The 25441-nt window shown below is 62.7% G+C and carries 29 protein-coding genes; 13 read left to right on the top strand and 16 right to left on the bottom strand.

What is annotated here, in order from left to right:
- Nucleotides 1–4: 4 nt before the first annotated feature.
- The 3 genes from BM269_RS18580 to BM269_RS18570 all read right to left on the bottom strand — a co-directional run bounded on the left by BM269_RS18580 (nucleotide 5) and on the right by BM269_RS18570 (nucleotide 3248).
- Entirely contained in the window at nucleotides 5–1681 is a 1677-nt protein-coding gene (locus BM269_RS18580) for a M14 family zinc carboxypeptidase (RefSeq protein ID WP_090440275.1), read from the bottom strand.
- Between the two features lie 70 nt (nucleotides 1682–1751).
- Nucleotides 1752–2315, bottom strand: a complete 564-nt coding sequence (locus tag BM269_RS18575; RefSeq protein WP_090440123.1) for an NADPH-dependent FMN reductase — start codon at nucleotides 2313–2315, stop codon at nucleotides 1752–1754.
- A 33-nt stretch (nucleotides 2316–2348) separates the two neighbouring features.
- On the bottom strand, nucleotides 2349–3248 hold the full coding sequence (locus BM269_RS18570) for a LysR family transcriptional regulator (protein WP_090440120.1): 900 nt from the start codon (nucleotides 3246–3248) through the stop codon (nucleotides 2349–2351).
- Nucleotides 3249–3339: 91 nt separating this feature from the next.
- On the opposite strand from BM269_RS18570, the gene BM269_RS18565 reads away from it, so the two are divergent.
- The gene (locus BM269_RS18565) at nucleotides 3340–3954 is read left to right on the top strand and encodes a glutathione S-transferase family protein (protein WP_090440118.1); all 615 of its coding nucleotides are present in this window, start codon (nucleotides 3340–3342) and stop codon (nucleotides 3952–3954) included.
- Nucleotides 3951–4274, top strand: a complete 324-nt coding sequence (locus tag BM269_RS18560; protein WP_090440114.1) for a DMT family transporter — start codon at nucleotides 3951–3953, stop codon at nucleotides 4272–4274. Before BM269_RS18565 ends, BM269_RS18560 begins: the two co-directional genes overlap by 4 nt.
- A 130-nt stretch (nucleotides 4275–4404) precedes the next feature.
- Here the strand turns inward: BM269_RS18560 and BM269_RS18555 are convergent, their stop codons facing one another.
- From BM269_RS18555 to BM269_RS18545, 3 genes are all read right to left on the bottom strand, one after another.
- Nucleotides 4405–6567 (bottom strand): S46 family peptidase, encoded by a 2163-nt coding sequence (locus BM269_RS18555; protein ID WP_090440111.1) that lies wholly within the window; start codon nucleotides 6565–6567, stop codon nucleotides 4405–4407.
- Between the two features lie 156 nt (nucleotides 6568–6723).
- Nucleotides 6724–7026: a hypothetical protein gene (locus tag BM269_RS18550; protein ID WP_090440108.1), complete on the bottom strand. Its 303-nt coding sequence runs from the start codon at nucleotides 7024–7026 to the stop codon at nucleotides 6724–6726.
- Between the two features lie 112 nt (nucleotides 7027–7138).
- Nucleotides 7139–7408 carry a GlsB/YeaQ/YmgE family stress response membrane protein gene (locus BM269_RS18545; RefSeq protein ID WP_055934298.1) on the bottom strand — a complete coding sequence of 90 codons (270 nt, stop codon included), beginning with the start codon at nucleotides 7406–7408 and terminating at the stop codon, nucleotides 7139–7141.
- Between the two features lie 131 nt (nucleotides 7409–7539).
- On the opposite strand from BM269_RS18545, the gene BM269_RS18540 reads away from it, so the two are divergent.
- Nucleotides 7540–8637, top strand: a complete 1098-nt coding sequence (locus BM269_RS18540) for a hypothetical protein (RefSeq protein ID WP_090440105.1) — start codon at nucleotides 7540–7542, stop codon at nucleotides 8635–8637.
- Between the two features lie 15 nt (nucleotides 8638–8652).
- On the opposite strand, the gene BM269_RS18535 is transcribed toward BM269_RS18540, so the two are convergent.
- From BM269_RS18535 to purB, 4 genes are all read right to left on the bottom strand, one after another.
- Nucleotides 8653–9219, bottom strand: a complete 567-nt coding sequence (locus BM269_RS18535; protein ID WP_090440102.1) for a YceI family protein — start codon at nucleotides 9217–9219, stop codon at nucleotides 8653–8655.
- Between the two features lie 15 nt (nucleotides 9220–9234).
- Nucleotides 9235–9780 carry a YceI family protein gene (locus tag BM269_RS18530; protein ID WP_090440098.1) on the bottom strand — a complete coding sequence of 182 codons (546 nt, stop codon included), beginning with the start codon at nucleotides 9778–9780 and terminating at the stop codon, nucleotides 9235–9237.
- Nucleotides 9781–9794: 14 nt separating this feature from the next.
- Nucleotides 9795–10319 carry a cytochrome b gene (locus BM269_RS18525; RefSeq protein ID WP_090440095.1) on the bottom strand — a complete coding sequence of 175 codons (525 nt, stop codon included), beginning with the start codon at nucleotides 10317–10319 and terminating at the stop codon, nucleotides 9795–9797.
- Between the two features lie 243 nt (nucleotides 10320–10562).
- On the bottom strand, nucleotides 10563–11936 hold the full coding sequence (gene purB / locus BM269_RS18520) for an adenylosuccinate lyase (protein ID WP_090440092.1): 1374 nt from the start codon (nucleotides 11934–11936) through the stop codon (nucleotides 10563–10565).
- 133 nt (nucleotides 11937–12069) lie between these two features.
- On the opposite strand from purB, the gene BM269_RS18515 reads away from it, so the two are divergent.
- A complete protein-coding gene (locus BM269_RS18515) occupies nucleotides 12070–12681 on the top strand; it encodes a glutathione S-transferase family protein (RefSeq protein WP_090440088.1) in 612 nt (203 codons plus the stop codon).
- A gap of 15 nt (nucleotides 12682–12696) precedes the next feature.
- Nucleotides 12697–13626, top strand: coding sequence for a PfkB family carbohydrate kinase (locus BM269_RS18510; RefSeq protein ID WP_090440085.1), 930 nt, complete (start codon nucleotides 12697–12699; stop codon nucleotides 13624–13626).
- On the opposite strand, the gene BM269_RS18505 is transcribed toward BM269_RS18510, so the two are convergent.
- Genes BM269_RS18505 through bfr form a run of 3 tightly spaced genes read right to left on the bottom strand, consistent with a single transcriptional unit; the run spans nucleotide 13623 to nucleotide 15000 of the window.
- Complete coding sequence (locus BM269_RS18505) at nucleotides 13623–14045, bottom strand: VOC family protein (RefSeq protein WP_090440082.1); 423 nt, start codon at nucleotides 14043–14045, stop codon at nucleotides 13623–13625. The genes BM269_RS18510 and BM269_RS18505 overlap by 4 nt on opposite strands.
- On the bottom strand, nucleotides 14042–14524 hold the full coding sequence (locus BM269_RS18500) for a helix-turn-helix domain-containing protein (protein ID WP_090440079.1): 483 nt from the start codon (nucleotides 14522–14524) through the stop codon (nucleotides 14042–14044). The genes BM269_RS18505 and BM269_RS18500 overlap by 4 nt, the downstream gene beginning before the upstream one ends.
- Nucleotides 14524–15000 carry a bacterioferritin gene (gene bfr / locus BM269_RS18495; protein WP_090440077.1) on the bottom strand — a complete coding sequence of 159 codons (477 nt, stop codon included), beginning with the start codon at nucleotides 14998–15000 and terminating at the stop codon, nucleotides 14524–14526. The genes BM269_RS18500 and bfr overlap by 1 nt, the downstream gene beginning before the upstream one ends.
- 156 nt (nucleotides 15001–15156) lie before the next feature.
- Here bfr and BM269_RS18490 point away from each other — a divergent pair, with 156 nt between their 5' ends.
- The gene (locus BM269_RS18490) at nucleotides 15157–17451 is read left to right on the top strand and encodes a TonB-dependent receptor (RefSeq protein WP_090440074.1); all 2295 of its coding nucleotides are present in this window, start codon (nucleotides 15157–15159) and stop codon (nucleotides 17449–17451) included.
- A 1-nt stretch (nucleotide 17452) separates the two neighbouring features.
- Nucleotides 17453–18133: a Fe2+-dependent dioxygenase gene (locus BM269_RS18485; RefSeq protein WP_090440071.1), complete on the top strand. Its 681-nt coding sequence runs from the start codon at nucleotides 17453–17455 to the stop codon at nucleotides 18131–18133.
- A gap of 33 nt (nucleotides 18134–18166) precedes the next feature.
- Here BM269_RS18485 and BM269_RS18480 read toward each other — a convergent pair whose 3' ends face one another.
- Nucleotides 18167–18847: an energy transducer TonB gene (locus BM269_RS18480; RefSeq protein WP_090440068.1), complete on the bottom strand. Its 681-nt coding sequence runs from the start codon at nucleotides 18845–18847 to the stop codon at nucleotides 18167–18169.
- Between the two features lie 10 nt (nucleotides 18848–18857).
- Complete coding sequence (locus BM269_RS18475; RefSeq protein ID WP_055934253.1) at nucleotides 18858–19067, bottom strand: (2Fe-2S)-binding protein; 210 nt, start codon at nucleotides 19065–19067, stop codon at nucleotides 18858–18860.
- A 154-nt stretch (nucleotides 19068–19221) separates the two neighbouring features.
- Here BM269_RS18475 and BM269_RS18470 point away from each other — a divergent pair, with 154 nt between their 5' ends.
- The 6 genes from BM269_RS18470 to BM269_RS18445 all read left to right on the top strand — a co-directional run bounded on the left by BM269_RS18470 (nucleotide 19222) and on the right by BM269_RS18445 (nucleotide 25054).
- Complete coding sequence (locus BM269_RS18470) at nucleotides 19222–19494, top strand: FeoA family protein (protein ID WP_090440065.1); 273 nt, start codon at nucleotides 19222–19224, stop codon at nucleotides 19492–19494.
- Nucleotides 19495–19499: 5 nt separating this feature from the next.
- A complete protein-coding gene (locus tag BM269_RS18465) occupies nucleotides 19500–21389 on the top strand; it encodes a ferrous iron transporter B (RefSeq protein WP_090440061.1) in 1890 nt (629 codons plus the stop codon).
- A 3-nt stretch (nucleotides 21390–21392) separates the two neighbouring features.
- The gene (locus tag BM269_RS18460) at nucleotides 21393–21683 is read left to right on the top strand and encodes a DUF6587 family protein (RefSeq protein WP_090440058.1); all 291 of its coding nucleotides are present in this window, start codon (nucleotides 21393–21395) and stop codon (nucleotides 21681–21683) included.
- Nucleotides 21684–21781: 98 nt separating this feature from the next.
- The gene (locus BM269_RS18455; RefSeq protein ID WP_170860420.1) at nucleotides 21782–22120 is read left to right on the top strand and encodes a DUF2946 family protein; all 339 of its coding nucleotides are present in this window, start codon (nucleotides 21782–21784) and stop codon (nucleotides 22118–22120) included.
- 95 nt (nucleotides 22121–22215) lie between these two features.
- Nucleotides 22216–24504, top strand: coding sequence for a TonB-dependent receptor (locus BM269_RS18450; RefSeq protein ID WP_090440052.1), 2289 nt, complete (start codon nucleotides 22216–22218; stop codon nucleotides 24502–24504).
- Nucleotides 24494–25054, top strand: coding sequence for an EAL domain-containing protein (locus BM269_RS18445; RefSeq protein WP_090440049.1), 561 nt, complete (start codon nucleotides 24494–24496; stop codon nucleotides 25052–25054). The genes BM269_RS18450 and BM269_RS18445 overlap by 11 nt, the downstream gene beginning before the upstream one ends.
- Here the strand turns inward: BM269_RS18445 and BM269_RS18440 are convergent.
- Complete coding sequence (locus BM269_RS18440; RefSeq protein WP_090440048.1) at nucleotides 25051–25422, bottom strand: group III truncated hemoglobin; 372 nt, start codon at nucleotides 25420–25422, stop codon at nucleotides 25051–25053. The genes BM269_RS18445 and BM269_RS18440 overlap by 4 nt on opposite strands.
- Nucleotides 25423–25441: the final 19 nt, after the last annotated feature.

The raw sequence follows: 25441 nt of genomic DNA, 5'->3' as shown, positions 1-25441 counted from the left end.
CGTCTTACACAATCGACAGGACAGGGTAGCGGCGCCATTCAGGCTCGCGCTGTCGCTGGCAGTTGTGGAAGATGAAGTGCAGCACTGCGTCCTTGTCCTTCACCAGCGCCGGGTTGGCAGCTTTCCAGTTGTCGAACCTGGCCTTGGTTTCCGGCTCGGCGGCCAGGATGTCGGCAGCCAGGTCTTCGAACACATAGTCGGAGATGTTCTCCTTGCGCTCCAGCACGGAGTTGAAGAAGCCCCAACGGAAGAAGGAATCGTGGCCTTGCGGTTCCAGGGTTTCGACGGCATAGCGCGCGTTGTCCTGGTCCAGTGAAATGTACCAGTCGCCGGGGCTCAGCTCGAACGTGGCGTCGCGCTTTTCGACTTCCACCTCGTCGTGGAACATATGGCCTTCGTAGGCGGTCGGGCGCGAGGTCACGCTGTTGATGTGATAGTACTGGGCCTGCACGGTGGCCGGCGCATCGATGCGGGTCATCTGCACGCCGTTCCATTGCAGGCGCTCGATCGCTTCGCGCCATTGCTGCGGCACGACGTAGGCTTTCGGCGCCTTGATCACGGCGTCGGCAGGGAAGCGGTTGAACCACTTGATGTCGCGCGCCCATGGCTTGCTGCGGTCGTAGGACAGGCGGATGTAGTCGCCCAGCCTGGATGGGCTGCGCTGCGCCTCGTAGCCCTTGAAATGGAAGGTGCCTGGATTCTCTTCATCCATGCGCCAGGTGACGGCCCACTCCTTCTGCTTGCGCTGCGCGGCCTTGGTGGCGGCGCGCATGGCCTTGATCTGTTCGCCGTGCTTGACGGTGAAATTGCGCACGGTGTCGACCAGGGCGCGCATCGACTCATAGCGGTCGGCGTAGGGCTTCAGCATGTGCGTCTCCGGCATGAAGCCGATGATGTTATGCAGGGCGGTGAAGCCGGTCGAGAAGCGGGCGGTCTCCAGGAAGTCGGCGATGCCGTCGTCCGGGGTTTCCACCACAGGGTTCACGTAAGGGCAGGTCGGCCAGCCGGCGGCGGCCATGTCATCGTAAATCCGCGGCAGCATGGTGTCGCGCAGGAATTCGCCCAACTCGCCACCCAGCTTGTCGCACTGGGTGTGGATGAGGGTCATGGTGTAGCTGTAGTCGGCGCCGTTGGAGGTGTGGGTGTCGACCATCACGTCCGGGTCCCAGGCGGTAATCAGCTGGTTGAAGAACTTCGCGTTCAATGTGTCGCATTTGACAAAGTCGCGGTTCAGGTCCAGGTGGCGGCTGTTGCCGCGGAAGCCGAACAGCTCCGGGCCGTCCTGGTTGGCGCGCGAAGTGTTCTGGCGATTCAGGCAGCCGTCCACGTTGTAGACCGGGACGAACAGCAGCACGGTCTTGCCCAGGCTTGCCAGCAGCTCCGGCTTGAAGCACAGGTCGCGCACCGTCGCCATGCAGGAGTCGATGCCTTCCGGCTCGCCGGGGTGGATGCCGTTATTGTTGAAGAAGACCGTACGGCCTTCGCGCTTGATTTGTTCGCGGTCGAATACGCCGTCGGCGCTGACCACGCCCACATGCAGGGGGATGCCGCCGTCCGATACGGCTGCCTGTTCGAATTTCAGGATGTTCGGGAAGCGGCGTGCCAGTTCTTGGTAGAAGGCGATGCACTCGGTCCAGAGGGTAGTCTGGTTTTTGTTGCCTTTTTCGTAAGGCGTGAGCATTTCTTGCATGGTCTGGATCTCAGTCTTCTGCAGTGGGGGAGGTCAGCGATTTTACCACTTGGCCCCGGGCTTAGCCCTTATGGCCATTGGCCTCCACCCATTTCGCGAAAGCGGCGGCCCAGCCGGCCAGCACTTCCTTGGTCTTTTCGTTATTGACCTTGCCGTCTTCGCCGATCAGCGCACTGCCGTTGCCGATGTAGACCTCGGGGCCCGGCATGACGGGCGCATTCAGGGTCACCATGGTCTGGCGCACGTTGTGGTTGCCGGCGAAGCCGCCCACCGCGCCGATGGAGGCGGAGATCACGCCGACAGGTTTCGCGTTCCAGATGCTGTGGCCCCAACGACGCGAACCGACGTCGATGGCGTTCTTCAGCGCACCCGGCATGGAGCGATTGTATTCCGGCGTGGCGATGACGATGCCGTCCACCGCGCGCAGCTGGTCGCGGAAAGCGGTCCAGGCGGCTGGCGGGGTATGGGCGTCGTCCAGGTCCTGGTTGTACAGCGGCAGCTCGCCGATGTCGACGAATTCGAATTGCAGCCCGGCCGGCGCCACTTCCACCAGGGCGTTGGCGAATTTGCGGTTCAGCGAATCCTTGCGCAGGCTGCCGACGATGAGGGCGATTTTCTTGGTCATGGGTGTGGCTCCTTATAAAACAGACAATTTACATCAAGCGGGGAAAACATGTGCGTCCTGTCGCAGCGCGTCGTACAGGAATTGGCTGAGGGCCTTGATGCGCGCGACGTTGCGCAAGTCGCGATGGCTCAACACCCAGAGTTGGGTGTGGAAACGCGGATCGGGCGGCGCCAGCTGCTCCAGCGCGCGCTCGCGATCAGCCAGCATGCAAAGCAGGGGCGCCACGCCCATGCCGTTGCGCGCGGCGTCGACCATGGTCACCAGGCTGTCGGTGCGCACTGCCACCTGGGACGGCGGCACGCGCTCGGCCAGCCACTGGGCGGCGGCCAGGTGGGACAAGCTCTCGTCCGGCGCCACCCAGCGGTGCGCCGCCCAGTCGTCGCGCGCGATGCCCTCGCGTTCGGCGCGGCGCAGGTAGGCGTGGGAGGCGTACAGCGCGCTCGCCAGCGCACCGACCTTGCGGCCGACCAGGTTGGCGGGCGGGGTGTTCGACGGGCGCAGCGCCATGTCGGCCTCGCGCTGGGTGAGGTTGAGGAAGCTGTTGTTGACGACCAGTTGCAGCTGCACGGCCGGGTGGGCTTCCTGGAAGCGGTGCAGGTAGGGCATCAGCAGGCCGTGCGCCAGCGTGTCGGTGGTGGTCAGGCGGATACTGCCGCGCAGGTCTTCATCCAGTCCGCCCACTTCGCGCTGGGCGCTGCCGATTTCTTCTTCAATCGGGCCGAGGCGGCCGCGCAGGGTTTCGCCGGCGCCGGTCATCACATAGCCCGATTGCAGGCGCTCGAACAGGCGCACGCCGAGCGACTGTTCCAGGCTATCCAGGCGGCGCAGCACGGTGGAGTGGTTGACGCCCAGTTCGCGCGCCGCGGCCGAGATGGAACCGCCGCGCGCAACGGCGGCGAAATAGCGCAAGTCTTCCCAGTCAAGTTTCTGCATATTTGCGTAACCGTTCTGCTGTTATAGGGAATTCTAATGCGTTTTTGCGGAGCATACACTGGACTCCATCAAAACACGAAAGGAGCCGACCATGCTGACCCTGTACACCGCCGATACACCCAACGGCCAGAAGATCACCATCGCGCTGGAAGAACTGGGCCTGCCGCACAAGGTGCACCACGTGAACCTGTCCGCGGGCGAGCAGCACCAGCCGCCATTCAGCGTGATGAGCCCGAACCACAAGATTCCCCTGCTGGTGGACGACACCACGCCGATCTTCGAATCGGGCGCGATCCTGATCCACCTGGCCGACAAGGCGGGCAAGCTGCTGCCGGCTGCCGGGGTGGAACGCAGCGTGGCGCTGCAATGGCTGTTCATGCAGGTGGGCCACATCGGGCCGATGCTGGGGCAGTTGTGGTTCTTCCGCCATGGCGCCGCGACGGGTAGTCCGCGCAACGAGCAGGCGCTGGAACGCTATGGCCGCGAGACTTTGCGCTTGCTGGGCGTATTCGAAGAACGTCTGCGCGACAAGGCTTACCTGGCCGGCGACGAATACACGATTGCCGATATTGCCAGCTTCCCGTGGATACGCTCGCACCATGAACTGGGGATCACGCTGGCCGATTTCCCGGCGCTGGCGGATTGGGTGGAACGCATCGGCGCGCGTGCGGCCGTGCAGCGCGGCCTGGCGGCGGCCAAGCCATGATTGCCGCCTGGGGCCTGTTGCTGGCCGCAGCGCTGGTCGATATCGCCATGGCGGTCGCGCTCAAGCACGCCGAAGGCTGGACGCGGCTCTGGCCCAGCCTCGCCGGCCTGTTGTTCGCCAACGGCGCGATCGTGCTGTTGACGATGGCCTTGCGCCAACTGCCAGTCGGTACAGCGTTTGCGGTCTTTACGGGGATAGGAGCGGCGGGCGCCGCGCTGGTAGGTATCGTGGTCTACGGCGAAAGCGCCACGCCGCTGCGGCTGATGCTGATCGCCGCCATCATCGCCAGCATTGCCGGCCTCAAGCTCACAAACGGCTGAGCCCGTGTCCCACCATGGGGTCACACCCGAAATGAGACACGGGCTCTTCCATCCTGTGCATGTGTCCGTGTCCCAAAACGGGTGTGACCCCATGGTGGGACACGGGCTGGGCCGGGCCGTAAGGCTTGGCTTACTCGGCGTTCATTTCCTTCAACAGGTTGTCGGCCTTGTCGATGAACTTCATGTTCCACAGCATGTAGCGCAGGTCGACCTGGATGTCGCGGGTCTTGGCTTTGTTGAAGTCCCAGTCCGAGATGATCGAGTCCAGGGTGCCGTCGAAGGCCAGGCCTACCAGCTCGGCTTTCGAGTTCAGCGCTGCCGAACCGGAGTTGCCGCCGGTGATGTCCAGCGTGGCCAGGAAGTTGACCGGCACCGACTTCAGCTTCGGATCGGCGTATTTGCCGAACTGCTTCTTGTTGATCGCGTCGAGCTGCGCTTGCGGGGCGTTGAATTCGCCTTCGCCGGTGGCCTTGGCTTTCACGCCGGCCACGGTGGTGAAGGCGGACCAGCCAGTGGTGCCGTCTGCGCCTTCGGCACGCGAAGCGATCTTGCCGAAGGTGACACGCAGGGTGCTGTTCGCGTCAGGATATACAGCCTGGCCTTTCGAATTCATGAAGGCGATCTTGGCTTTCATGTAGCTGGCGTAGGCTTGCTGGATCTTGCCGGCCAGTTCTTCGTTGGCGGCTTCCTGTTTCAGGCCTTCGTCGTACAGGGCGACGGCAGCCTTGATGAAGGCGTCGTCGCTGGCCTTGAAGTCTTCCGGCTTCTTGCCCAGCCAGGAGGCGCGGAATTCGCCGTCTTCCAGCTTGGAGCCGGCGTACAGCTTGTCCAGTGCCGCCGACAGTTCGGCTTCGCTCATGCCGGCCTTGATGCCCAGCACGGAGTCGAATACCGCGTTGTGTTCGGCCGCCGGCTGCGCGTTGTACTGCTTCAGGTTATTCAGCACGATCGCCTTGTCGACCTTGGCCACGTAAGTCTTGTTGGCGCCTTTCACTGCTTGCTCGATGCGCTTGACGTCGCGTTCCTGGTAGCCGGCCTTGCGGTCGGCGTTGGGCTTGGTGCTTTCGTTGGCCAGGCGCAGCATGGCGCGTGCCTGGGTCAGCATGGTCGGCGAGGCGCGGTCGTAGAAGAAGTCGCGCTTGTTCTCGGCGTCGCGCTGGGCGATCAGCTTTTCCACCGCTTCCAGGTCGGCGCCGAAGCTTGCCTTGCGCTTGGCGTCGGCATTCACCCAGGCCTTCAGGGCTGCGTGTTCGGCGCTCTTGCGCTCGAGGACATCGCTGCCTTCGTAGCTGTTCAACATGCCCTTGCGGTTCTTGTAGTAGTTGTTGATGTTGGCGACGCGGCCGGCTACTTTCAGGGCCGCATCGCGGTCGCCCTTGGTTTCGCGGTCGATGATGGCCAGGGTCTCGTTGGAGTTCTGGATGAAGGCCGGGTATTCGAAGCCGAAGGTGTTCGATACTTCGGACGGCAGGCGGTGGCGGTTGGTGCGGCCCGGGTAGCCCAGTACCATCACGAAGTCGCCTTCCTTCACGCCTTCCTTGGCCAGCTTCAGGAAGGACTTGGACTCGTAAGGCACGTTGTCCTTGGAGTAGTCGGCGGCCTTGCCGTCCTTGCTGACGTAGGCGCGGTAGAAGCCGTAGTCGCCGGTGTGGCGTGGCCACATCCAGTTGTCGGTGTCGCCGCCGAACTTGCCGACGCCGGCTGCCGGGGCGTGCACCAGGCGCACGTCGCGGATTTCCAGTTGCTTGATCTGGTAGAACTCCAGGCCGCCGTAGAAGGACGACACGGTGCAGCGGTGGCCTTCATCTTTTTCGCATTCCGCAACCAGGGCCTTCTGGTTCTTCTCGATCGCGTCCACGCGCGCCTTGCCCTGCAGCTTGGCTACTTCCGGCGTGATGATTTTGTCGGTGACGTTCAGCACTTCCTTCGTCACGTACACGCGGCTGCCTGGAGCTGCCGGCAGTTCTTCACCGAAGTTGTGCGCGACGAAGCCATTGGCCAGCAGGTCGCGTTCCTTGGTGGAGTTGACGGCCACGCTGTTGTACACGCAGTGGTGGTTGGTCACGACCAGGCCTTGCGGCGACACGAAGGACGCGGAGCAGCCGCCCAGGCTCACGATGGCGTTCATCGGGAACTCGGTCAGCTTGGTCAGCGAGGCGGGGTCCAGCTTCAGGCCGGCGGCCTTCAGTTGCTTGGCTACTTGTGGCAGCTGCTGCGGCATCCACATGCCTTCGTCTGCGAAGGCGGCGGAGGTGGTGCTCAGGACGGCGAGCGCGAGGAGAGTTTTTTTCATGGTCTTGAATTGGTTGTAGTGGTGGCCTGCGAGGCTTGCCGCGGGCGCCCTAGAGTATCGGCATGGCGGCGCCTGGCGTCAACACCAAAAATAGGGCGGAAAGCTGAAGAAAATTCGGACGGGGATGGAACTGTTGCTTTGCAGCATAAGGTGCGCTCAGCGCAGGTGCAGGTAGAGCAGGGTGGCCATCGTCGATAGCCAGGAAGTCAGAATCAGGGCTGTCTGGCGATCGAATTTTCGGTCCATGCGCGCCGCCAACTCATCGTGGCGCCGCCTGTGTTCAGCATGCAATGCATCGCTGCGCGCCAACGCGCGTTCGCGCATGTCCCGCGCTTCGGCTTGCTGCGCGTCCAGGCGGCGCAGGATTTCATGGAATTGCTCACGAGTAAGCTCTTTGTGTTCGTCGAGCGCATGTGGCACGCTGCCGACGCGATCGAAGTCCATCGGTCCCTGTGCCATGGCAGTCTCCTTCGTTGTTGGCGCTGCGTTGGACCATGGTTGCGCGCCGAAGTTCCGCGAAGGCGAAAAAAAGCCAGCGCCGCGGCGCTGGCCTGTGAGGAACCTTTTTGTGCTATCTGACGCGGCCGCGGAAGACCAGGTTCACGATCGCCAGCAGGATCACCGCTCCGAGGAATGATACAGCCAGCGACAGCACGCTGAAATCGTCCGTATTGATGGTGCCTGCCCCGAATAGCGGGGACAGCAGCCAGCCGCCCAGGAGCGCGCCGACAATACCCACCACCACGTTGAGGAACATGCCCTGTTGCGCGTCCGTTTTCATGACCAGGCTGGCCAGCCAGCCCAGGATGCCGCCAATCACAATCCAGATAATGAAATTCATTTCCGCCCCCCTTATTGTTGATGCTTCCAGTGTAGGACATGCGCAGGCCGGCATTCCGTGCGCGAACGTACAGATTTGCGGGGCGCGGCGGCCTATCTTGTGCGGGACTCATGCAAAAAGGGGGAATTCCCATGAACACTGCAGACAAGCAATCCCGTATGGTGACCGGCCTGTTTCGTGACCGCAACAGCGCCGAGCGTGCCTGGCAACACGCCACTTCCCGCGGTTACGACAAGGACGACATCAATGTCGTCATGAGCGACGCGACCCGCCAGCGCTATTTCCATGGCCAGGCGGATACGGAACTCGGTTCGAAAGCCGGCGAAGGCGCCGGCATTGGCGCCAGTGTTGGCGGTGCAATCGGCGCCGCCCTCGCTGCCGTGGCGGCCATGGGCACCACCCTGGTGCTGCCGGGCCTGGGCATCGTGGTGGCCGGTCCGCTGGCCGCCGCGCTGGCCGGCGCCGGTGCCGGCGGTGTGGCGGGCGGCCTGGTGGGTGCCCTGATCGGCGCCGGCATCCCGGAAGAGCGCCTCAAGCACTATGAAGAAGGCATCCGCTCCGGCGGCATCCTGATGGGCGTGAACACCCGCGATTCGGTCGACGCGGCCGATATCGAAAGCGCCTGGAAAGACAGCGAAGGCGAGCACGTGGTCGGCGTCGGCGTCGGCACCACCGGCGGAGCGCTGGCCGGCGCTGCCGCCGGTTCACCGGCCGGTGTGCCCGGCATGGTGGCCGGCGCCGTGATCGGCGGCGTGGCGGGAGCCTTCGTTGGCAAGGGCACGGCGGAAATCGTCAACCCGCAGCTGGAGGACGATGAAGACGACCACAATTTGGCGACCGGTGTCGGTGCCGGCGGCGGCGCGGCGGCGGGAATCGCGGCGGGCGCGGCGGCCGGCCCGATCGGCATGGCTGCGGGCGGCGCCATTGGTGCGCTCGCCGGCGGCATGGCCGGCCAGGGCATCGGCACCTTGCTCAACCCGAGCGAAGAGCGGGTCTATTGGCAGGACCATTACCGCAACGAGGCCTACTTCAACCCGACTTTCGATTACGACGATTACGAGCCGGCTTATATGCTCGGCTTCACCGCGCGCCAGCGCTATCGCGGCACGTGGGAGGAGTTGAAAGGCCAGCTGGAAAGTGATTGGGAAGCGGTGAAGGGCAAGTCGCGCATGGCATGGGAACACGCCAAGGATGCGGTGCGTGCTGCTTACGAGAGGGAGATCCCGTAAGCAGCGAAGACGATATTATTCGGCTTTGATGGCTTCGACCTGGATCGCCAGCTTCACTTCGGGCGCGAATGCCGGAGTGGCGTAGTTCAGGCCGAAGTCGGTGCGCTTGAATTCAGCCGAGGCGTCGGCGCCGCAGACTTCGCGCTTGTAGCGCGGGTGCATGATGCACTTGAACTTGTTGACCTTCAGGGTGACCGGCTTGGTCACGCCCAGCATGGTCAGCTCGCCTTCCACGGCCACCAGTTGCTCGCCTTCGAACTTGAAGTGCTTGCCCTTGTAGGTCACGGTCGGGAATTTCTCGACGTTGAACATGTCGGGCGATTTGGCGTGGTTGTTCATCTTGTCCATGCCGAAATCGATCGAGGCCGCGTCGATGGTGATGTCCATGCTGCCGGTCTTGGCCGCCAGGTCCATCTGGATCGTGCCGCTGGTCTTGTCGAACTTGCCGCGCCATACCGACAGGCCCATGTGGTCGGCTTCGAAGCTCGGGAAGGTATGGGTCGGGTCGATGTTGTAGGTCGCGGCGTTGGCGGCAACAGCGGATACGGCCAGCAATGCGGCGGTCAGGAACTTCAGTTTCATGGGGTCTCCAGGGGTTTATTGAGCTACTACGTGGAACTTGATGGTTACTTCGTCAGCGACCATGCCGGTGTCTTTCCATTCGCCTTCACCGATGTTGAAGGCCAGGCGCTTGATCGGCAGCGCGCCATCGAACACTTGCTTGCCGCCGTCGGCTTTGACGGTGATCGGGAAGGTCACGTCGGCCGCCTTGCCCTTGATGGTCAGCTTGCCGCTGACATTCAACTTGCCCGGGCCGGCGCTCTTGATGGCGCTGGAGACGAAGGTGGCTTTTGGGAACTGGGCGGAATTGAACCAGTCTTTCTTGGCCACTTCGGCGTTCATTTCGGCTTCGCCCAGGTCCAGGCTGGCGGTCTCGATCTCCACGGTGGCCTTGGACGTGTCGGGCGCGGCGGCGTTATAGTCGATGACAATATTGTGTTTCTTGAATTTCGATTCGATCGGCACGTTCATTTGCTTGAACACGGCCGACACGCTGCTCTTGGCAGGATCGGTTTTCAGGACGGCGGCGCTGGCTGCAGCCGCCACGGCCAGCAGGGCGGCCAATAATACGCTTTTCTTCATGGTGTGGCTCCAGGTTATGGCAGCATGCGCTTGAGCAGGCCGTCCTTGTCGATGAATTGGTGTTTCAGTGCCGCTGCCACGTGGCCGATCACGACGGCGGCCAGCAGCATGTTGAGCCAGTAATGTACCGGTTTCAGGACTTCCTTGAGAGCCGGATTGGCTTCAAACAGGGAGGGGATCTTGAACAGGCCCAGGTAGACCACCGGCACCCCGGCAGCGGTGGTGTACAGGTAGCCGGAAACCGGCACGGCGAACATCAGGAAGTAGAGCAACCAGTGGCCGGCTTCGGCGGCTTTCTTCTGGCCCTGGGTCATGGAGACCGGCAATGCGGGCGGCTTTTGCGTCAGTCGCCACAGCAGGCGGGCAGCGGCCAGGGCGAGCACGCTGATGCCCAGCCATTTGTGCCAGGAATAGTATTTGAGCTTGGTTGGGGTCAGGCCGGGGATGTCGGTCATCACCAGGCCGAGAACGAACGCGGCGACGATCAGCAGGGCGATCAGCCAGTGCAGCGCGATCGCGGTTCGTGTGTAGCGTTCCATTGTGACCCTTGGTAGATAGTACGTGTTAGGACTAATATACCAGAGGGTAACTTAACTTGCTTACAGCTTGCTTAAAACCGGTAAATCCAGGTCTGACCCAAGGGGCAGACCCAGTCAGCACAACGGCCGCGGGTTGGTTCGAGGCCTTTGACGTTCGGCGAAAGTCAGAAGCCCAGAACCAAGCCCGCGGCCGCGAGAGCATGCGGGGTCTGACCCTGTGGCTCAGACCCGGGTTTACCGGTTTTAGATGGCCTTGGCCAGCGCAGCAGCAATACCGATGTAATTACCCGGCGTCATGGCCAGCAATTGATCCTTGGCATCCTGCGGAATCGCCAGGCCGGTGATGAACTCGCGCAGCGCTTCCTTGGTAATCCCCTTGCCGCGCGTCAGTTCCTTCAGCTGTTCGTACGGATTTTCGATGCCGTAGCGACGCATCACCGTCTGCACCGGCTCGGCCAGCACTTCCCACGACGCATCCAGGTCCGCTTCCAGGCGGGCAGGGTTCACTTCCAGCTTGTTCAGGCCGCGCAGGCACGAATCATACGCCAGCAGGGTGTAGCCGAAGCCCACGCCGATATTGCGCAGCACGGTCGAATCGGTCAGGTCGCGCTGCATGCGCGACACCGGCAGCTTCTCGGACAGGTGCTTCAGCACGGCATTGGCCAGGCCCAGGTTGCCTTCCGAGTTTTCGAAGTCGATCGGGTTGACCTTGTGCGGCATGGTGGAGGAACCGATTTCGCCGGCCTTCAGCTTCTGCTTGAAGTAGCCCAGCGACACATACGTCCAGATGTCGCGGTTCAGGTCCAGCAGGATGGTGTTGGCGCGTGCGAACGCGTCAAACAGTTCGGCCATGTAGTCGTGCGGCTCGATCTGGATGGTGTAAGGATTGAACACCAGGCCCAGGCGCTGCTCGATCACGTTCTTGGAGAACGCCGGCCAGTCGAACGCTGGGTAAGCCGACAGGTGGGCGTTGTAGTTGCCTACGGCGCCGTTCATCTTGCCCAGGATTTCCACCTTGGCGATACGCTCGATGGCGCGCTGCAGGCGGGCGATCACGTTGGCGAACTCCTTGCCCAGGGTGGTCGGGCTGGCGGTCTGGCCGTGGGTGCGCGACAGCATCGGCAGCTCGGCGTTGGCGAGGGCGATGTCCTTCAGGCGGGCGACCAGGCCGTTCAGGGCCGGCACCATCACGCCGTCGCGCGCGGCTTTCAGCATCATGCCGTGCGAGGTGTTGTTGATGTCTTCCGAGGTGCAGGCAAAGTGGATGAATTCGGAGGCAGCCACCAACTCCGGCACGTCCTTGACTTTTTCCTTCAGCCAGTACTCCACGGCCTTCACGTCATGGTTGGTGACGGCTTCGATTTCCTTGATGCGGGCGGCGTCGGCTTCGGTGAAGTCGGCCGCCAGCTTGTCCAGCAGGGCGGTGCCGGCAGCGGAGAATGGCTTGATCTCGGCAAAACCAGCCAGGGACAGCGCTTGCAGCCACGCGATTTCGACCTTCACGCGGTGGTGCATGAAGCCGGATTCGGACAGGATCGGACGCAGCTTGTCGGTTTTCGACGCATAACGGCCGTCCAGCGGGGACAGGGCCGACAGGGTGGAGTAAGGAGTTGTCATGAGAGTGCTGGGAGGAGGCGGGAAAAAACAGGATTTTACCATTGTGGGCGGCCGCCGCCTGCCGGCCGCTCCGCTGCGCCTGCTACCTGGGGGCGATGCTATACTGTTGTCTAATTCTCCACTTTCGGCATCTATGAAACTAATCGGTTCACTCGCCAGCCCTTATGTACGCAAGGTTCGTGTCGTCCTGGCGGAAAAAAAACTCGACTATCAACTGGAGCTGGAAAACGTCTGGGCGCCGGACACCACCATCCAGAAACTGAATCCGCTGGGCAAAGTGCCATGCCTGATCATGGAAGACGGCTATGCCATGCAGGATTCGCGGGTGATCGTCGAGTACCTCGATTCGGTGTCGCCGGTGTCCAAGCTGCTGCCGCCGAACGGCCGCGAGCGCGCCAACGTCAAGTGCTGGGAAGCACTGGCCGACGGCGTGCTGGATGCCGCGGTGCTGATGCGCCTGGAGCGCAACCAGCGTCCGAAGGAAAAGCAGAGCGAAGAGTGGATCGCGCGCCAGATGCAAAAGGTTGAACTGGGCCTGGCGTCGATGGCGGAGCGCCTGGAAGACGATCCTTGGTGCGCCGGCAACCATTATTCGCTGGCCGACGTGGCCGTGGGCTGCTGCCTGGGCTGGCTGAGCTTCCGTTTCCCGGAAATCGACTGGCGCGGCAAGCACCCGAACCTTGGCCGGCTGCACGACAAGCTGTCCGAGCGGCCATCCTTCAAAGACACCGTTCCACAAGCCTGATCCCCGGAGGCCGCCATGGCAGACAGAATCCTCGTGTTCGGCGAAGCCCTTCTCGATGATTTTGGCGACCAGCAGATAGTCGGCGGCGCTCCCTTCAACGTAGCGCGCAATCTGAGCGCCTTTGGGCTGGCATCGTTGCTGGTGACGCGTGTCGGCAATGACTCTTTCGGCGAGCAGGTGCGCCAGGCGCTTGCCGGTTTCGGCATGAGCGCCGAGGGCTTGCAGCATGGTCCGCAACCGACCGGCCGCGTGCTGGTGGAGCGCGACGGCAACGGCGGGCATCGCTTTCACATCCTGGCCGAACAAGCGTACGACCATATCGAAGCGGCAGCCGCGGTCGACGTGATGCGAGCCTTCTCTCCCGACACGGTATATTTCGGCACCCTGGCCCAGCGCGAGGCCGGCTCGCGCGCCGCGCTCAATGCGGTGCTGGCCGGCGCGGACGATGCCGAACATTTTCTGGACCTGAACCTGCGCGACGGCGCGGACGAATCGGTGGTGTTTGACTCGCTGCAGCAAGCCGATATCGTGAAAGTCAATGAGGACGAGCTGCAGGCGCTGTTCTCGTGGTACTGCCACACCTGTCCGGATACGGTCGACATGGACGGCGCCGCTGTGGAGGCGGAAGCGCGCGCCATGATGCACAATTTTTCCATCCAGGCTTTACTGGTGACGCTTGGTGAGCGCGGCGCCATGTACTTTGGCGCCGATGGCACGCGTGTGGTCGACCAGCAGGCCGTCAAGCCGGCGCAGTTTGTCGATTCGGTCGGGGCGGGCGATGCGTTTGCCGCCGTGTTCCTGGCGGGCCGTGCACGCGGCTGGGACACGCCGCTGATCCTGGCACGCGCCAACGCATTTGCCGGCGCCGTGTGCCGCATTGCGGGCGCGGTAGCGCCTGATCCGGCGTTCTACGCGCCCTGGCGCTCAGCCTGGGGCCTGGATTAAGCGGCTGCGACCTTGCGGCGGGTCTGGATCATTTTCCAGCCGTTGCCCGACGGGTCGCGGAAGCCGGCATCCACGGTGCCGTAGCGTTCCACCGGCTCCTGGGTGAATTCCACGCCCTTCTGGTGCAGCTTGTCGTAGACCGCGAAACAATCGTCCACTTCCAGCACCATCGGCGGCATGGCGCCCTTGGCGACCAGGGCGTTCAGCGCTTGCGCGGTCGCTGCATCATGCACTGGTGCGCCTGGCACGTAGAGGCCAAGCTGGAACGAAGGCTGTTCCGGATGCTGGACGGTCAGCCAGCGGTAGTCGCCGTTGCGCACGTCGGTGTGGACCTTGAAGCCGAGCTTGTCGACATAGAAAGCCAGCGCTTCATCCTGGTCACGAACGTACAGGCCGACAGTTTGAATACCTTGGGTCATGGGGTGGTCTCCTTTAAGTGAGACTCCATTGTAGGGATGGTCTCCTGGCGCCGCTTCTCCGAAACTGCCATTGTGAGGTCGGGACGGTGCGCGGCGCTGAGCACGCAGGCAGGCACCCGGCCGGCCTGCTCCGCCTCGGCACGGACCTGTTCACGGATGTCGCCCGGGTTCTTGCCGGTGATATCGCGGAAGGTGCGCCCGAAGGTGCCGATACTGTTCCAGCCGGTCGAATAGGCGATATCGGTAATCGGCAGGCCGGTTTCGCGCAGCAGCGTCACGGCGCGCTCGATGCGGCGCGTGAGCAGGTAGCGGTGGGGAGGCAGGCCGAAAGCCTCCTTGAACGAGCGGGCGAAGTGCGTCGGGGAGACGCAGCTCACTTGCGCCAGGCGGCTTACCGGCCATTCCTCGTGGGAGGCGCCGTCCATCCGGTCTTTTGCGCGCAGCAGGCGGCGCAGCAACTCCGGACTCTGGCTGGGCATTACTCAGCTTCCGACATCTGCGATTGCAGGTAGTTCTGGATGCCGATCTTGCCGATCAGGTCGATCTGGGTTTCCAGCCATTCGATGTGCTCCTCGGTATCCTTCAGGATATCCAGCAGCAGGTCGCGCGATACGTAATCGCCGACTTTCTCCGCTTGCGCGATGCCTTCCTTGATGGTCACATGCGCGCCTTTTTCCAGCTTCAGGTCGGCGGCCAGCATTTCCTCGGTGTTTTCGCCGATCAGCAGCTTGTGCAGGGCTTGCAGGTTCGGCAGCCCGTCCAGCATCAGGATGCGGTCGATCAGGCGGTCGGCATGCTTCATTTCGCCGATCGACTCGTCGTACTCTTTCTTGCCCAGCTTGTCGAAGCCCCAGTGACGGTACATGCGCGCATGCAGGAAGTACTGGTTAATCGCGGTCAGCTCGTTGGTCAGCTGTGCATTGAGCAGACGGATAACGTCTTTGTCGCCCTTCATGGGGTTTCCTTCTTGTTTGGTTGGGAATAATGGCATTTTGCCACGAAGCAGCAGCGCCACCTAGTCATGCGGGGAACATAGGATTGCTAACGACATTGCTAATGTAAATGAAAACAATTATCATTTGCGTTTTATGCTCACAATGTAGAGTTGTCCATGTCCTTTATTAAGAGCCGCAAGCATTCGCCAGCTACGCTCGCAGCCATCGCCGCTTCCCTGGCGCTGCCTGTAGCCCATGCCGATTCCAACAGCGCTGCCCCTGAGCAGAAGATGCAGGAAGTAGTCGTTACTGGCCAGAATGGCAACGACTTCCAGGTCAAGAAATCCGCTTCCGATAAATTCACCGCACCGCTGCTGGATACCCCGAAATCGGTGACCGTGATCCCGGCCGAGGTGATTTCCCAGACCGGCGCTACCTCCCTGACCGACGCCCTGCGCACCGTGCCGGGCATTACCGTTGGCGCGGCTGAAGGCGGCCAGCCGGTGGGCGACAACCTGTTTATCCGCGGCTACAACGCACAGACCGACACCTATATCGACGGCATCCGCGACAGCGGCTCGCAGTCGCGCGAAATCTTCGCGCTGGAGCAGATCGAAGTCGTGAAGGGCCCGAATTCCGCCTACGGCGGCCGTTCTTCCGCTGGCGGCGGCATCAATATGGTGTCCAAATCCGCCAAGGCCGAAAACTTCAGCAACGCCAGCGTTGGCCTGGGAACCTCGAAATACCGCCGCGCGACTGCCGACCTGAACCGCACCATCGGCGATAACGCCGCCGTGCGCCTGAATGTGATGGGCCACGAGAACCACGTCGCCGGCCACAACAAGGAAGTCTACGGCGACCGCTGGGGCTTCGCGCCAAGCGTGGCCTTCGGCCTGACTGGTCCCACCAAGGTCAACCTGAGCTACTACCATTACAAGTCGAGCGAACTGCCGGACGCTGGCGTGCCTTTCGATAACCCGATCACCACCGGTCCGAACGTGGCCAAGAACGGCGTCGGCAAGCCGGTCAACGTACCCAGCGAAACCTTCTACGGCCTGGTCGAGCGCGATTTCCGCGACACCAAGTCGGACATCGGCACCATCGACATCAAGCACGAGTTCGGCAATAACCTGACCTTCCGCAACGTGACCCGTTACGGCAAGACCGGCAACGAATACGTCTACACCCTGCCCGACGATTCCAAGGGCAACGTCGTGCTGTACGGTACCGTATGGCGCCGCCATAACAGCCGCAATGCCGAAACCGAATCGCTGGCCAATGCATCGAGCCTGACCGGTTCCCTGGTGGCTGCCGGCATCAAGCACAGCTTCACCGCCGGCGTCGAAGTGAGCCGCGAAGTCACCGAGCGCGCGACCTATAACTTCAACCCGGGCACCAACAATCCGCTGACGAAGACCACCACCTGCCCGACCGCGGGCGCGGCGACCCTGTACAACTGCACCACCCTGGCCAACCCGAATCCATTCGATCCGTGGACCGTGGGCCAGGTGCGCAGCGTTGCGCCTAACGACACCAACGTGCACTCCAACTCGCGCTCGGTGTACGGCTTCGACACCATTGAATTCAATCCACAGTGGCTGCTGAACGTGGGTGTGCGCTGGGATGAGTTCCGCACCGGGCTGCATACCAATGCCAACACTGCCGCCACCCCGGTGGTGGCAGCGATCGACGCGGAAAACAAGTCCAGCTTCGCCAACTACCAGGCAGGCCTGGTGTACAAGCCGGCAGCCAACAGCAGCATCTACGTATCGTACGGCACCTCGTCCACCCCACCGGGCAACGACGGCGGCGACGGCGTGGACGCATTGTCCACCACGGTACAGAACCTGAAGCCGCAGGACAGCAAGAACTTCGAACTGGGCACCAAGTGGGAAATCCTGGCACGCAAACTGTCGGTCAGCGGCGCCATCTTCTCCAGCAAGATGAACAATGCCCGCGTGACCAACGTGGACGGCACCACCCAGAACGTGGGCAAGAAGTCGGTCAAGGGTATTGAACTGGGCGTGAGCGGCGCGCTGACCGCCAACTGGCAGGTCTTCGGCGGCTACACCTGGCTCGATTCCGAAGTGGAAGACAACGGCTTCGTGAACGTGGGTACCACCGCCAAGCCGGTGTATGCGGCTTCCCCGTTCAATGGCAACGCCTTCCCGGCAACACCCAAGCAGAGCGCTTCGTTGTGGACTTCGTACACGATCATGCAAGGCCTGGTCGTCGGCGGCGGCGTGAATGCGGTCTCCAAGGTATGGGGTAACATCAACAACACCAAGTTCGTGCCGGGATATACCCGCTACGACGCGATGGCAAGCTATGATGTGAACAAGAACATCAGCCTGCAGTTGAACATCCAGAACCTGACGGACAAGCTGTACTACGACAAGGTGGGCTCCAGCCACTACGCCGGCGTCGGCGTGGGCCGTACTGCAATCCTGACTGCGAACTTCCGCTACTAATATGATGCTGCATATCCCCGGCGTGCTGACGCCGGAGCAAGTCAAAACCTTCCGCCAGCGCCTGGCAGCCGCCGATTGGATCGACGGCCGCGCCAGCGTGGGATCGCAGGGGGCGCAAGTCAAGCGCAACCGGCAGATCGCGGAAGGCACGCCGCTGGCGCTGGAGCTCGGGGATATCATCATCAAGGCGTTGGCGAAGAACCCGCTGTTCTATTCGGCGGTTCTGCCGCTGAAGCTTCTGCCGCCGTATTTCAACAGCTACACCGGCGGCGAGAATTACGGCTTGCATATCGATGGCGCGATCCGCCACATGGTGGGCTCGTCGGACGTGATGCGTTCCGACGTTTCCACCACCGTGTTCCTGTCCGATCCGGAAGAGTATGAGGGCGGCGAGCTGACCGTGATGGACAGCTACGGCGCGCACGAAGTCAAGCTGCCGGCCGGCGATGCGATCGTCTACCCGGCCAGCAGCGTGCACCGCGTGAATCCGGTGACTGCGGGCGAGCGTGTAGCGTCCTTCCTGTGGACGCAATCGATGGTGCGCGATGACTGGCAGCGCAGCATGCTGTTTGAGCTGGACCAGAATATCCAGAAGCTGCGCGCCTCGCACGGCGATGACGAGGCAACAGTCGGCCTCGCTGGCCACTATCACAACCTGCTGCGAATGTGGGCTGACCTATAAAAAAATGGGGTACGTCCCCATTTTTTTTATTGCTTAAGACATCTGGAAGTTAATCGGCACCACGACATACACCGGCTGTGCCTTGCCATCTTCCACATAAGGCTTGAACAGCGCGCGCATCACGGCGGCGCGGCCGGCTTCGTCCAGGTTGTTGGAGCCGGACGATTTCTGGATCGATGCCTGCTCGGCATAACCCTTTTCATTGACCAGCACACGCAAGGTCACCACGCCTTGTTCGCCCATGCGGCGTGACACCGACGGGTACACCGGCTGCGGCGCACGAACATATTCAACCGCGGAGATCACTCGCGGGCCAGCCGGCGCGGCTGGTGCCGCCGGCGCTGCGGCAACCGGCGCCACGACGACCGGCGTGGCCGCTGCGGGTTCAGTCACGCGCGCCTGGGAAGGCGGCAAGGTGATGGTGTTTTCGATCACGATTGGCAGCATCGGCAGCGGCGGCGGGGTAATCGAAGGCGCTTTCTGCGCGATTTCTACCGTCTTTGGCTGCGAGGCTGGCGGGGGAGGTGGCGGCGCCGCCACAAAAGTGACGTTGACCACTTCGGGGATGCGGTCCACCAGGCGGTGCATCGTGCCGTTGATAAAAGCATAACCGAGGACTGCGTGCAAAACGACGACTGCTGCGATCTTGGTCAGCTTGGCGCCGCCAACGCCGGCGCCGAAATCGCCGCCAGCCGGGAAAGTCATCGATTGCATCACGCGCTCCTTACACGGTCAGTGTTGGGCGCTTGAGCACAGTCTCCTGTATTCCGCTGCCCAGATGTTCGTCCAGCACTTCCACTGCATAGCTGAGGCAGTTGCCGCAGCAGGTGGCCACGCCGAGCGCTTCGCGCAACTCGTCCATGGAGCTGATACCCATATCTATGGCTTGACGGATTTCTCGATCAGAGATGTTGTTGCAGACACAAACGATCATTTCAGAGATTACCTTCTGGCTAAGATTGCGATTCCGTTATTGAGAATCATTATCATTACGGTTCCCATTCTACCCGAACAGGGCTACAATGCAAGCGAAATTGAAAACCATTCTCATTTATAATGGTGCGGTATGTCCGCCTGGAAAGTTCGCCATGACCCTTGCTCCAACCCTGATCAAGCTTGATTCCCTGCCGCTGGGGCAGAGCGGAACGGTGATCCATATTGCCCCGGGCAATCCTGAAGATACCGAGGACGGCGCCGACCTGGCGCGCCGCCTGATGGAGCTGGGTTTCGTGCCCGGCGAGCGCATCCGCATGCTCAAGCGCGGACTGCCGGGCGGCGAACCGCTCGCCATTAAAGTAGGCAATGCCACGTTTGCCTTGCGCCGCTTCGAAGCCGCGCTGATCTCGATCCAACCGGAATAAATGCAATGGGTGCAGTAGAAAAGGCCGCGCCAGTCGTCGCGCAGCAGCCAATGGTCGCCCTGTTGGGCAACCCGAATTGCGGCAAGACCGCATTGTTCAACCGCCTGACCGGCGCCCGCCAGAAAGTCGCCAACTATGCCGGCGTGACCATCGAGCGCAAGGAAGGCCAGTTCACCTCCGGCGCCGGCAACCAGTACCGCCTGCTCGACCTGCCGGGCGCTTACAGCCTGTCGGCCCACACTCCTGATGAAATGATCACGCGCGACGTGGTCGCCGGCCTGCGCGAAGGCGAGCGCTCGCCCGACGTGGTGGTGTGCGTGGTCGATGCCACCAACCTGCGCCTGAACCTGCGCCTGGTTCTTGAAATCAAGCGCCTCGGCCTGCCGATGGTGCTGTGCCTGAACATGGTCGACGTGGCGAAGAAGCGCGGCATCGTGGTCGATGCGGCCAAGCTGTCGCAGGAAGTGGGCATGCCGGTGGTGGAAACCGTGGCCGTGAAGAGCGGCGGCGAGAAAGCCCTGGTCGATGCGCTGGACGGCCTGTGGCCGTTCCATGAAAGCGTCGCCAACCCCTTGGCCGCCATCGACGCCGTGAGCGTCGAGGAAACCCAGCGCGAGGTGCGCCGCATCATGTCGGTCGCCGTGAAAGACAGCGACGACCGCGGCAACCGGTCGGAGAAGATCGACCATTTCGTGCTGCATCCGTTCATGGGCCCGGTCATCCTGGCGGTACTGATGTTCTGCGTGTTCCAGGCCGTGTTCAGCTGGGCCGAAGTACCGATGGACATGATCAGCGGCGGCGTCGAACATCTCGGCGTGCTGGTCAAGACCCATATGGCCGACGGCGTGCTGCGCTCCCTGCTGGTGGACGGCGTGCTGGGCGGCGTCGGCGCCGTGCTGGTATTCCTGCCGCAGATCCTGATCCTGTTCTTCTTCATCCTGGTGCTGGAAGATTGCGGCTACCTGCCGCGCGCAGCCTTCCTGCTGGACCGCCTGATGGGCGGGGTCGGCCTGTCGGGCCGCGCCTTCATCCCGCTGCTGTCCTCATTCGCCTGCGCGATTCCGGGCATCATGGCGGCACGCACCATCCAGAATCCGCGCGACCGCATCGTGACCATCATGATCGCGCCGCTGATGACCTGTTCGGCGCGCCTGCCGGTGTACGCGCTGGTGATCGCCGCCTTCATCCCTGACCGCGAGGTGTGGGGCCTGTTCAACCTGCAAGGCCTGGTGCTGTTCTGTCTCTATTTCGCCGGCATCATCTCCGCCATGGCGGTGGCCTGGGTCATGAAGCGTTCGATGCGCGCCAAGCGCAACCAGCCGCTGATGCTGGAGCTGCCGGCCTATCACTGGCCGCATATGCGCAACCTGGCCATTGGACTGTACGAGCGCGCCAAGATTTTCCTGATGCGCGTCGGTACCACCATCCTGACCTTGATGGTGCTGCTGTGGGCCCTGTCCAGCTTCCCCGGGGCGCCGGACGGCGCGACCCATCCGCCGATCTACTACAGCGTTGCCGGCATGCTGGGCCGCGCGCTGGAATTCATCTTCGCGCCGATCGGCTTCAACTGGCAGATCTGCATTGCGCTGGTGCCGGGCATGGCGGCGCGTGAAGTGGCGGTCGGTGCCCTGGGCACCGTGTACGCGCTGTCGCAGACCGGCGACGAGCTGGCAAATTCCTTGCTGCCGGTGATCCAGTCCAGCTGGGGCCTGCCGACGGCGCTGGCGCTGCTGGCCTGGTACGTGTTCGCGCCGCAATGCCTGTCCACGCTGACCGTGGTGCGCCGCGAAACCAATTCGATGAAGTATCCGCTGCTGATGGCGGCTTATATGTTCGTGCTGGCCTACGTCGCCACCTTCATCACTTACCGCGTCGCCCTGGCGCTCGGAGGCTGAACCATGTGGCAGGAAATCATCGTCGGCATCATCGTGGCGGCCGCCGCGCTGCACGCGGCGAGGAAATACCTGCCTGCCGCATGGCGCCAGCAGATCGTCTACGCGCTGTCGCGCCGCGGCCTGTCGCAGGAAAAACTGGCGCGCTTCTTCAACACGGAATCGAGCTGCGGCAGCGGCTGCGGTTCCTGCGGCGGTTGCGGCGATGCGCCTGCGCCATCTGCACCAGCTGCTCCTCCTTCCGACGGCGGCCCTGCGCGCCGCGTCATCAGGATCTACACTTCATCGAAAGCGTGAAGCCCAGCTGCGGGCAAGTGAAAACTTGATCTAGGGCATATCGCCTATGAAAAGGCGTATCTACAATGCACTTATTGAGTTGCATTGTAGGAGCCATCGTGGGCTGGAGCAGGAGAAAGATTGCCGGTATCGTCAGGATCGCGCTGTTCGCGATGTTGATGGCCGTCTCCGCGCCAACGCTGTCCACGCTGCTGGCCGCGGCCTGCGGCGATAACAACGTCGGCCATTGCCACGCCCAGCCGAAAGCTCACCACGTCGCCCAGAAGTGCGGCTACTGCATGGTGCAGGCCGACCTGCCTGCCGTGCCGCCACCGCCTGCCCGCATTGCGTTGGCGCTGCTGATGCCATCGCGCACCGGGCCGGCATTGCTCGTGCCCGCAGCGCTGCCGCAGCAAGAATCCCTGGCGCCGCCCTCGCGCGCTCCGCCTTCCGCTTGATCCTTCCCGCGTAGTTCCCCCGGCTTTGCATTGCACGCGCCCTGTGGCGGCGCGGTCGCAAGGCCTTCGCTCGCAAGAACAAGAAAGGAAGCATCATGAACACCCGCCTCATTCCGCTGGCCGCTGCGCTGCTGGTTGTATTCCCGGCGCCGGCCTTTGCCGATCACGAAGGGGAATCGCCGCTCAAGATGGTTGGCACCGTCGTCATCGCCGGCAGCCATCCGACCTCGCTGCCGACCCAGATCCCGACCACCATCGAGGGCATTACCCGAGCGCAGATCGAAGACCAGGTCAACGCCAGCGATGCGGAGGACGCCCTGAAATACCTGCCAAGCCTGCTGGTGCGCAAGCGTTATATTGGCGACTACAACCATGCGGTGCTGTCCACCCGCGCCTCCGGCACCGGCAACAGTGCGCGTTCGGCGGTGTATGCCGATGGCGTGCTGCTGTCGAATTATCTTGGTAACGGCGCCACCTTTGCGCCGCGCTGGGGCATGGTCGCGCCGGAGGAAATCGAGCGTGTAGACGTGTTGTACGGCCCGTTCTCGGCGGCTTATGGCGGCAACTCGGTCGGCGCGGTAGTCGATTACGTGACGCGCATGCCCAAGCAGTTCGAAGCCCATGCGCGCGTCGCTTACGTGCGCCAGCCGTTCGAGTTGTACAACACGGACACTACTTTCAGCGCGCGCCAGTCCAGCATGTCGCTCGGCAATCGCCATGGAGCGTGGTCCTGGTTCGTCAGCGTGAACCGTACCGACAGCGATGGCCAGCCGCAAACCTTTACCAACCGCGCAATCGCGAGTGGCACGGCAGGCGGCGCCGGGGGGCCGGTTACCGGTGCCGTCGTCGACAAGGACCGCACCAACCGCGACATCTATATCTTCGGTACGGCAACCCAGTACAGCACGGTGCAGAACCATGCCAAGATCAAAGTGGCATACGATTTTTCGCCAACCGTGCGCGCCAGCTACTCGCTGGGCTGGTGGCAGAACGACTCGAACGGCACTCCCAGCACGTACCTGCGTGATGCAACGGGCAAGCCTGTGTTCAGCGGACCGGTTTCGATCAATGGCCGCAGCTTCACGCTGGCAGCTTCCGACTTCAATTCGACGAAAGAGGAGCTGCGCCACCTGATGCACGGCCTGACGGTGAAGAGCAATACCAAGGGCGTATTCGATTGGGAAGTGGCGGCCAGCCTGTACGACTACAGCCGCGACATCCTGCGTGCCCCGACCGCGGCGCGCCCGGCGGCAGCCACCGGCGGTGCGGGCCGCATCGTCGACCAGGGCGGCACCGGCTGGAATACCCTGTCGCTGAAAGGCGTGTATCGTCCGGACGGCATGCGCGGCACCCACATTGTCGACTTTGGCTACCAGCGCGCGGCCTACAAGCTGGCCACCATCGAACGCGCCACCACAGACTGGCTGAATGGCGAGCCGGGTGCGCGCAACCAGGCATTCTCGGGCCGTACCGGCATCGACAGCCTGTACTTGCAGGACACCTGGAAACTGTCGCAAGACTGGAAGACCGTGCTCGGCGCCCGATTCGAACACTGGGAAGGGCGCGACGGCGAGACCGCCAATGCAGGCAAGGTCGTGCGCCACGCCAAACGCAGTGAGAATGATGTTTCGCCCAAGGCGGCGCTGGCTTTCCAGGCCAACGAGGACTGGACGCTGAAAGCTTCCACCGGCCGTGCGATTCGCATGCCGACCGTGTCCGAGTTATACCAGGGCGGCATCAACAATACCGGCACGCTGGTCAACAACGACCCGCACCTGAAGGCCGAGCGCTCCTGGACCACGGAATTGAGCGCCGAGCGCCTGGTCGGCAATTCCGCGCTGCGCATCACCGCCTTCTTCGAACGCAACCGCGACGCGCTGTATTCGCAAACCAATGTGCTGGTGACGCCGAACGTGACCAATGTACAGAACGTTGGCCTGATCCGCACCCATGGCCTGGAAACCGCCTGGTCGAACGAGAACGTGCTGGTCGAAGGGCTGGACATGCAGGCCAGCCTGACCTGGACCGATTCGAAGATCAAGCGCAACGAGAAATTCCCGGCCAGTGTGGGCAAATGGCAGCCGCGCATTCCCGAATGGCGTGCCAGCGCCGTGGCGACCTACCGTGTGAACGACAAGTTGAGCACCACGCTGGCTGCGCGCTATAGCGGCAAGCAGTATTCGACGCTGGACAACATGGACATCAACGGCTTCGCCTACCAGGGCGCCAGCAGGTACTTCACGGTCGATGCCCGGCTGCGCTACCGCATCGACAAGCATTGGAGTGCCGCCTTTGGCATCGACAACGCCAACAACTACAAGTACTGGAACTTCCATCCCTACCCACAACGCTCCTACTCTGCGGAGGTGAAATTTGATTGGTAACGCACTCAAGCTGGGCCAGTTTGAACTCTGGTGCCAGCCGCAGGTTGCCGCACGTGACGGCAGCATCGGCAGCGTGCTGGGGGCGGTCCACTGGCGCCGTCCCGGCTGCGGCGTCCTGCACTACTGCGATTTTGCCGGCGAATTGTCGACCTCCGGGCTGGAGCGGGTTTTCCTGCTGCACATGGTGTGCGACGCCCTGGCCGCATTGCGGATGTGGGAAGCCGAGGGCTTCAAGCTGGACATGGTGTTGTGCCTGCCGCTGCCGGCGTTCAGCAAAGACATTCCGGATGGCATCGCGCTGGCGGCCGATATCCAGGGACTGATGGCGCAGGCAGGCATCGCGCCGCACCGGCTCGAACTGCGCGATGCAGGGCATGCCGGCTGCTGCCAGGTGTCCAACCTGCTGGACTGGCTGCAGGTGCGCGCGGAAGGGTGCATGCAAGCTTCCGGCGACTTCATCGCAGCGCCGCAGCCGATGCAGGTGCTGCCGGCTGCGCTGCGCCGCTGGCAAGCCTGCTATTCGGTGATGAGCGCGGCGGATGCCTGTTAACTGAAATGCACCTGGCCGAAGAAGCCGTACTGCAGGCTTTGCGCAATGCGGCTGGCCACGATGCGGAATTCTTCCGCCACGGCTGGCTCGAACAGGCGCTCCACGGTCGACTGGAACAGCGCCAGCCAGCGCTGGAAGTGCTGCGGCTGCACGCCCGGCAGCGCCATATGCTTGCCGTAGACATTGCCCTGGAAGCTCTTGGTGCCCAACATGGTGGTGCTCCAGAACTCCACCATGCGCGCCAGGTGCGGCTCCCAATCGTCGATGGCAGCGCTGAACACCGGCCCCAGTTCCGCATCGGCGCGCACGCCGTCATAGAACTCGCGGACCAGGGTCGAGATGGATTCCTGGGTCAGTGGTAAAGTCATGGCTCCATTTTAACCTTGC

The organism is Duganella sp. CF458, assembly GCF_900113115.1.
Classification (GTDB): Bacteria; Pseudomonadota; Gammaproteobacteria; order Burkholderiales; family Burkholderiaceae_D; genus Rugamonas.
This window is presented reverse-complemented; position numbering and strand designations above follow the sequence as displayed.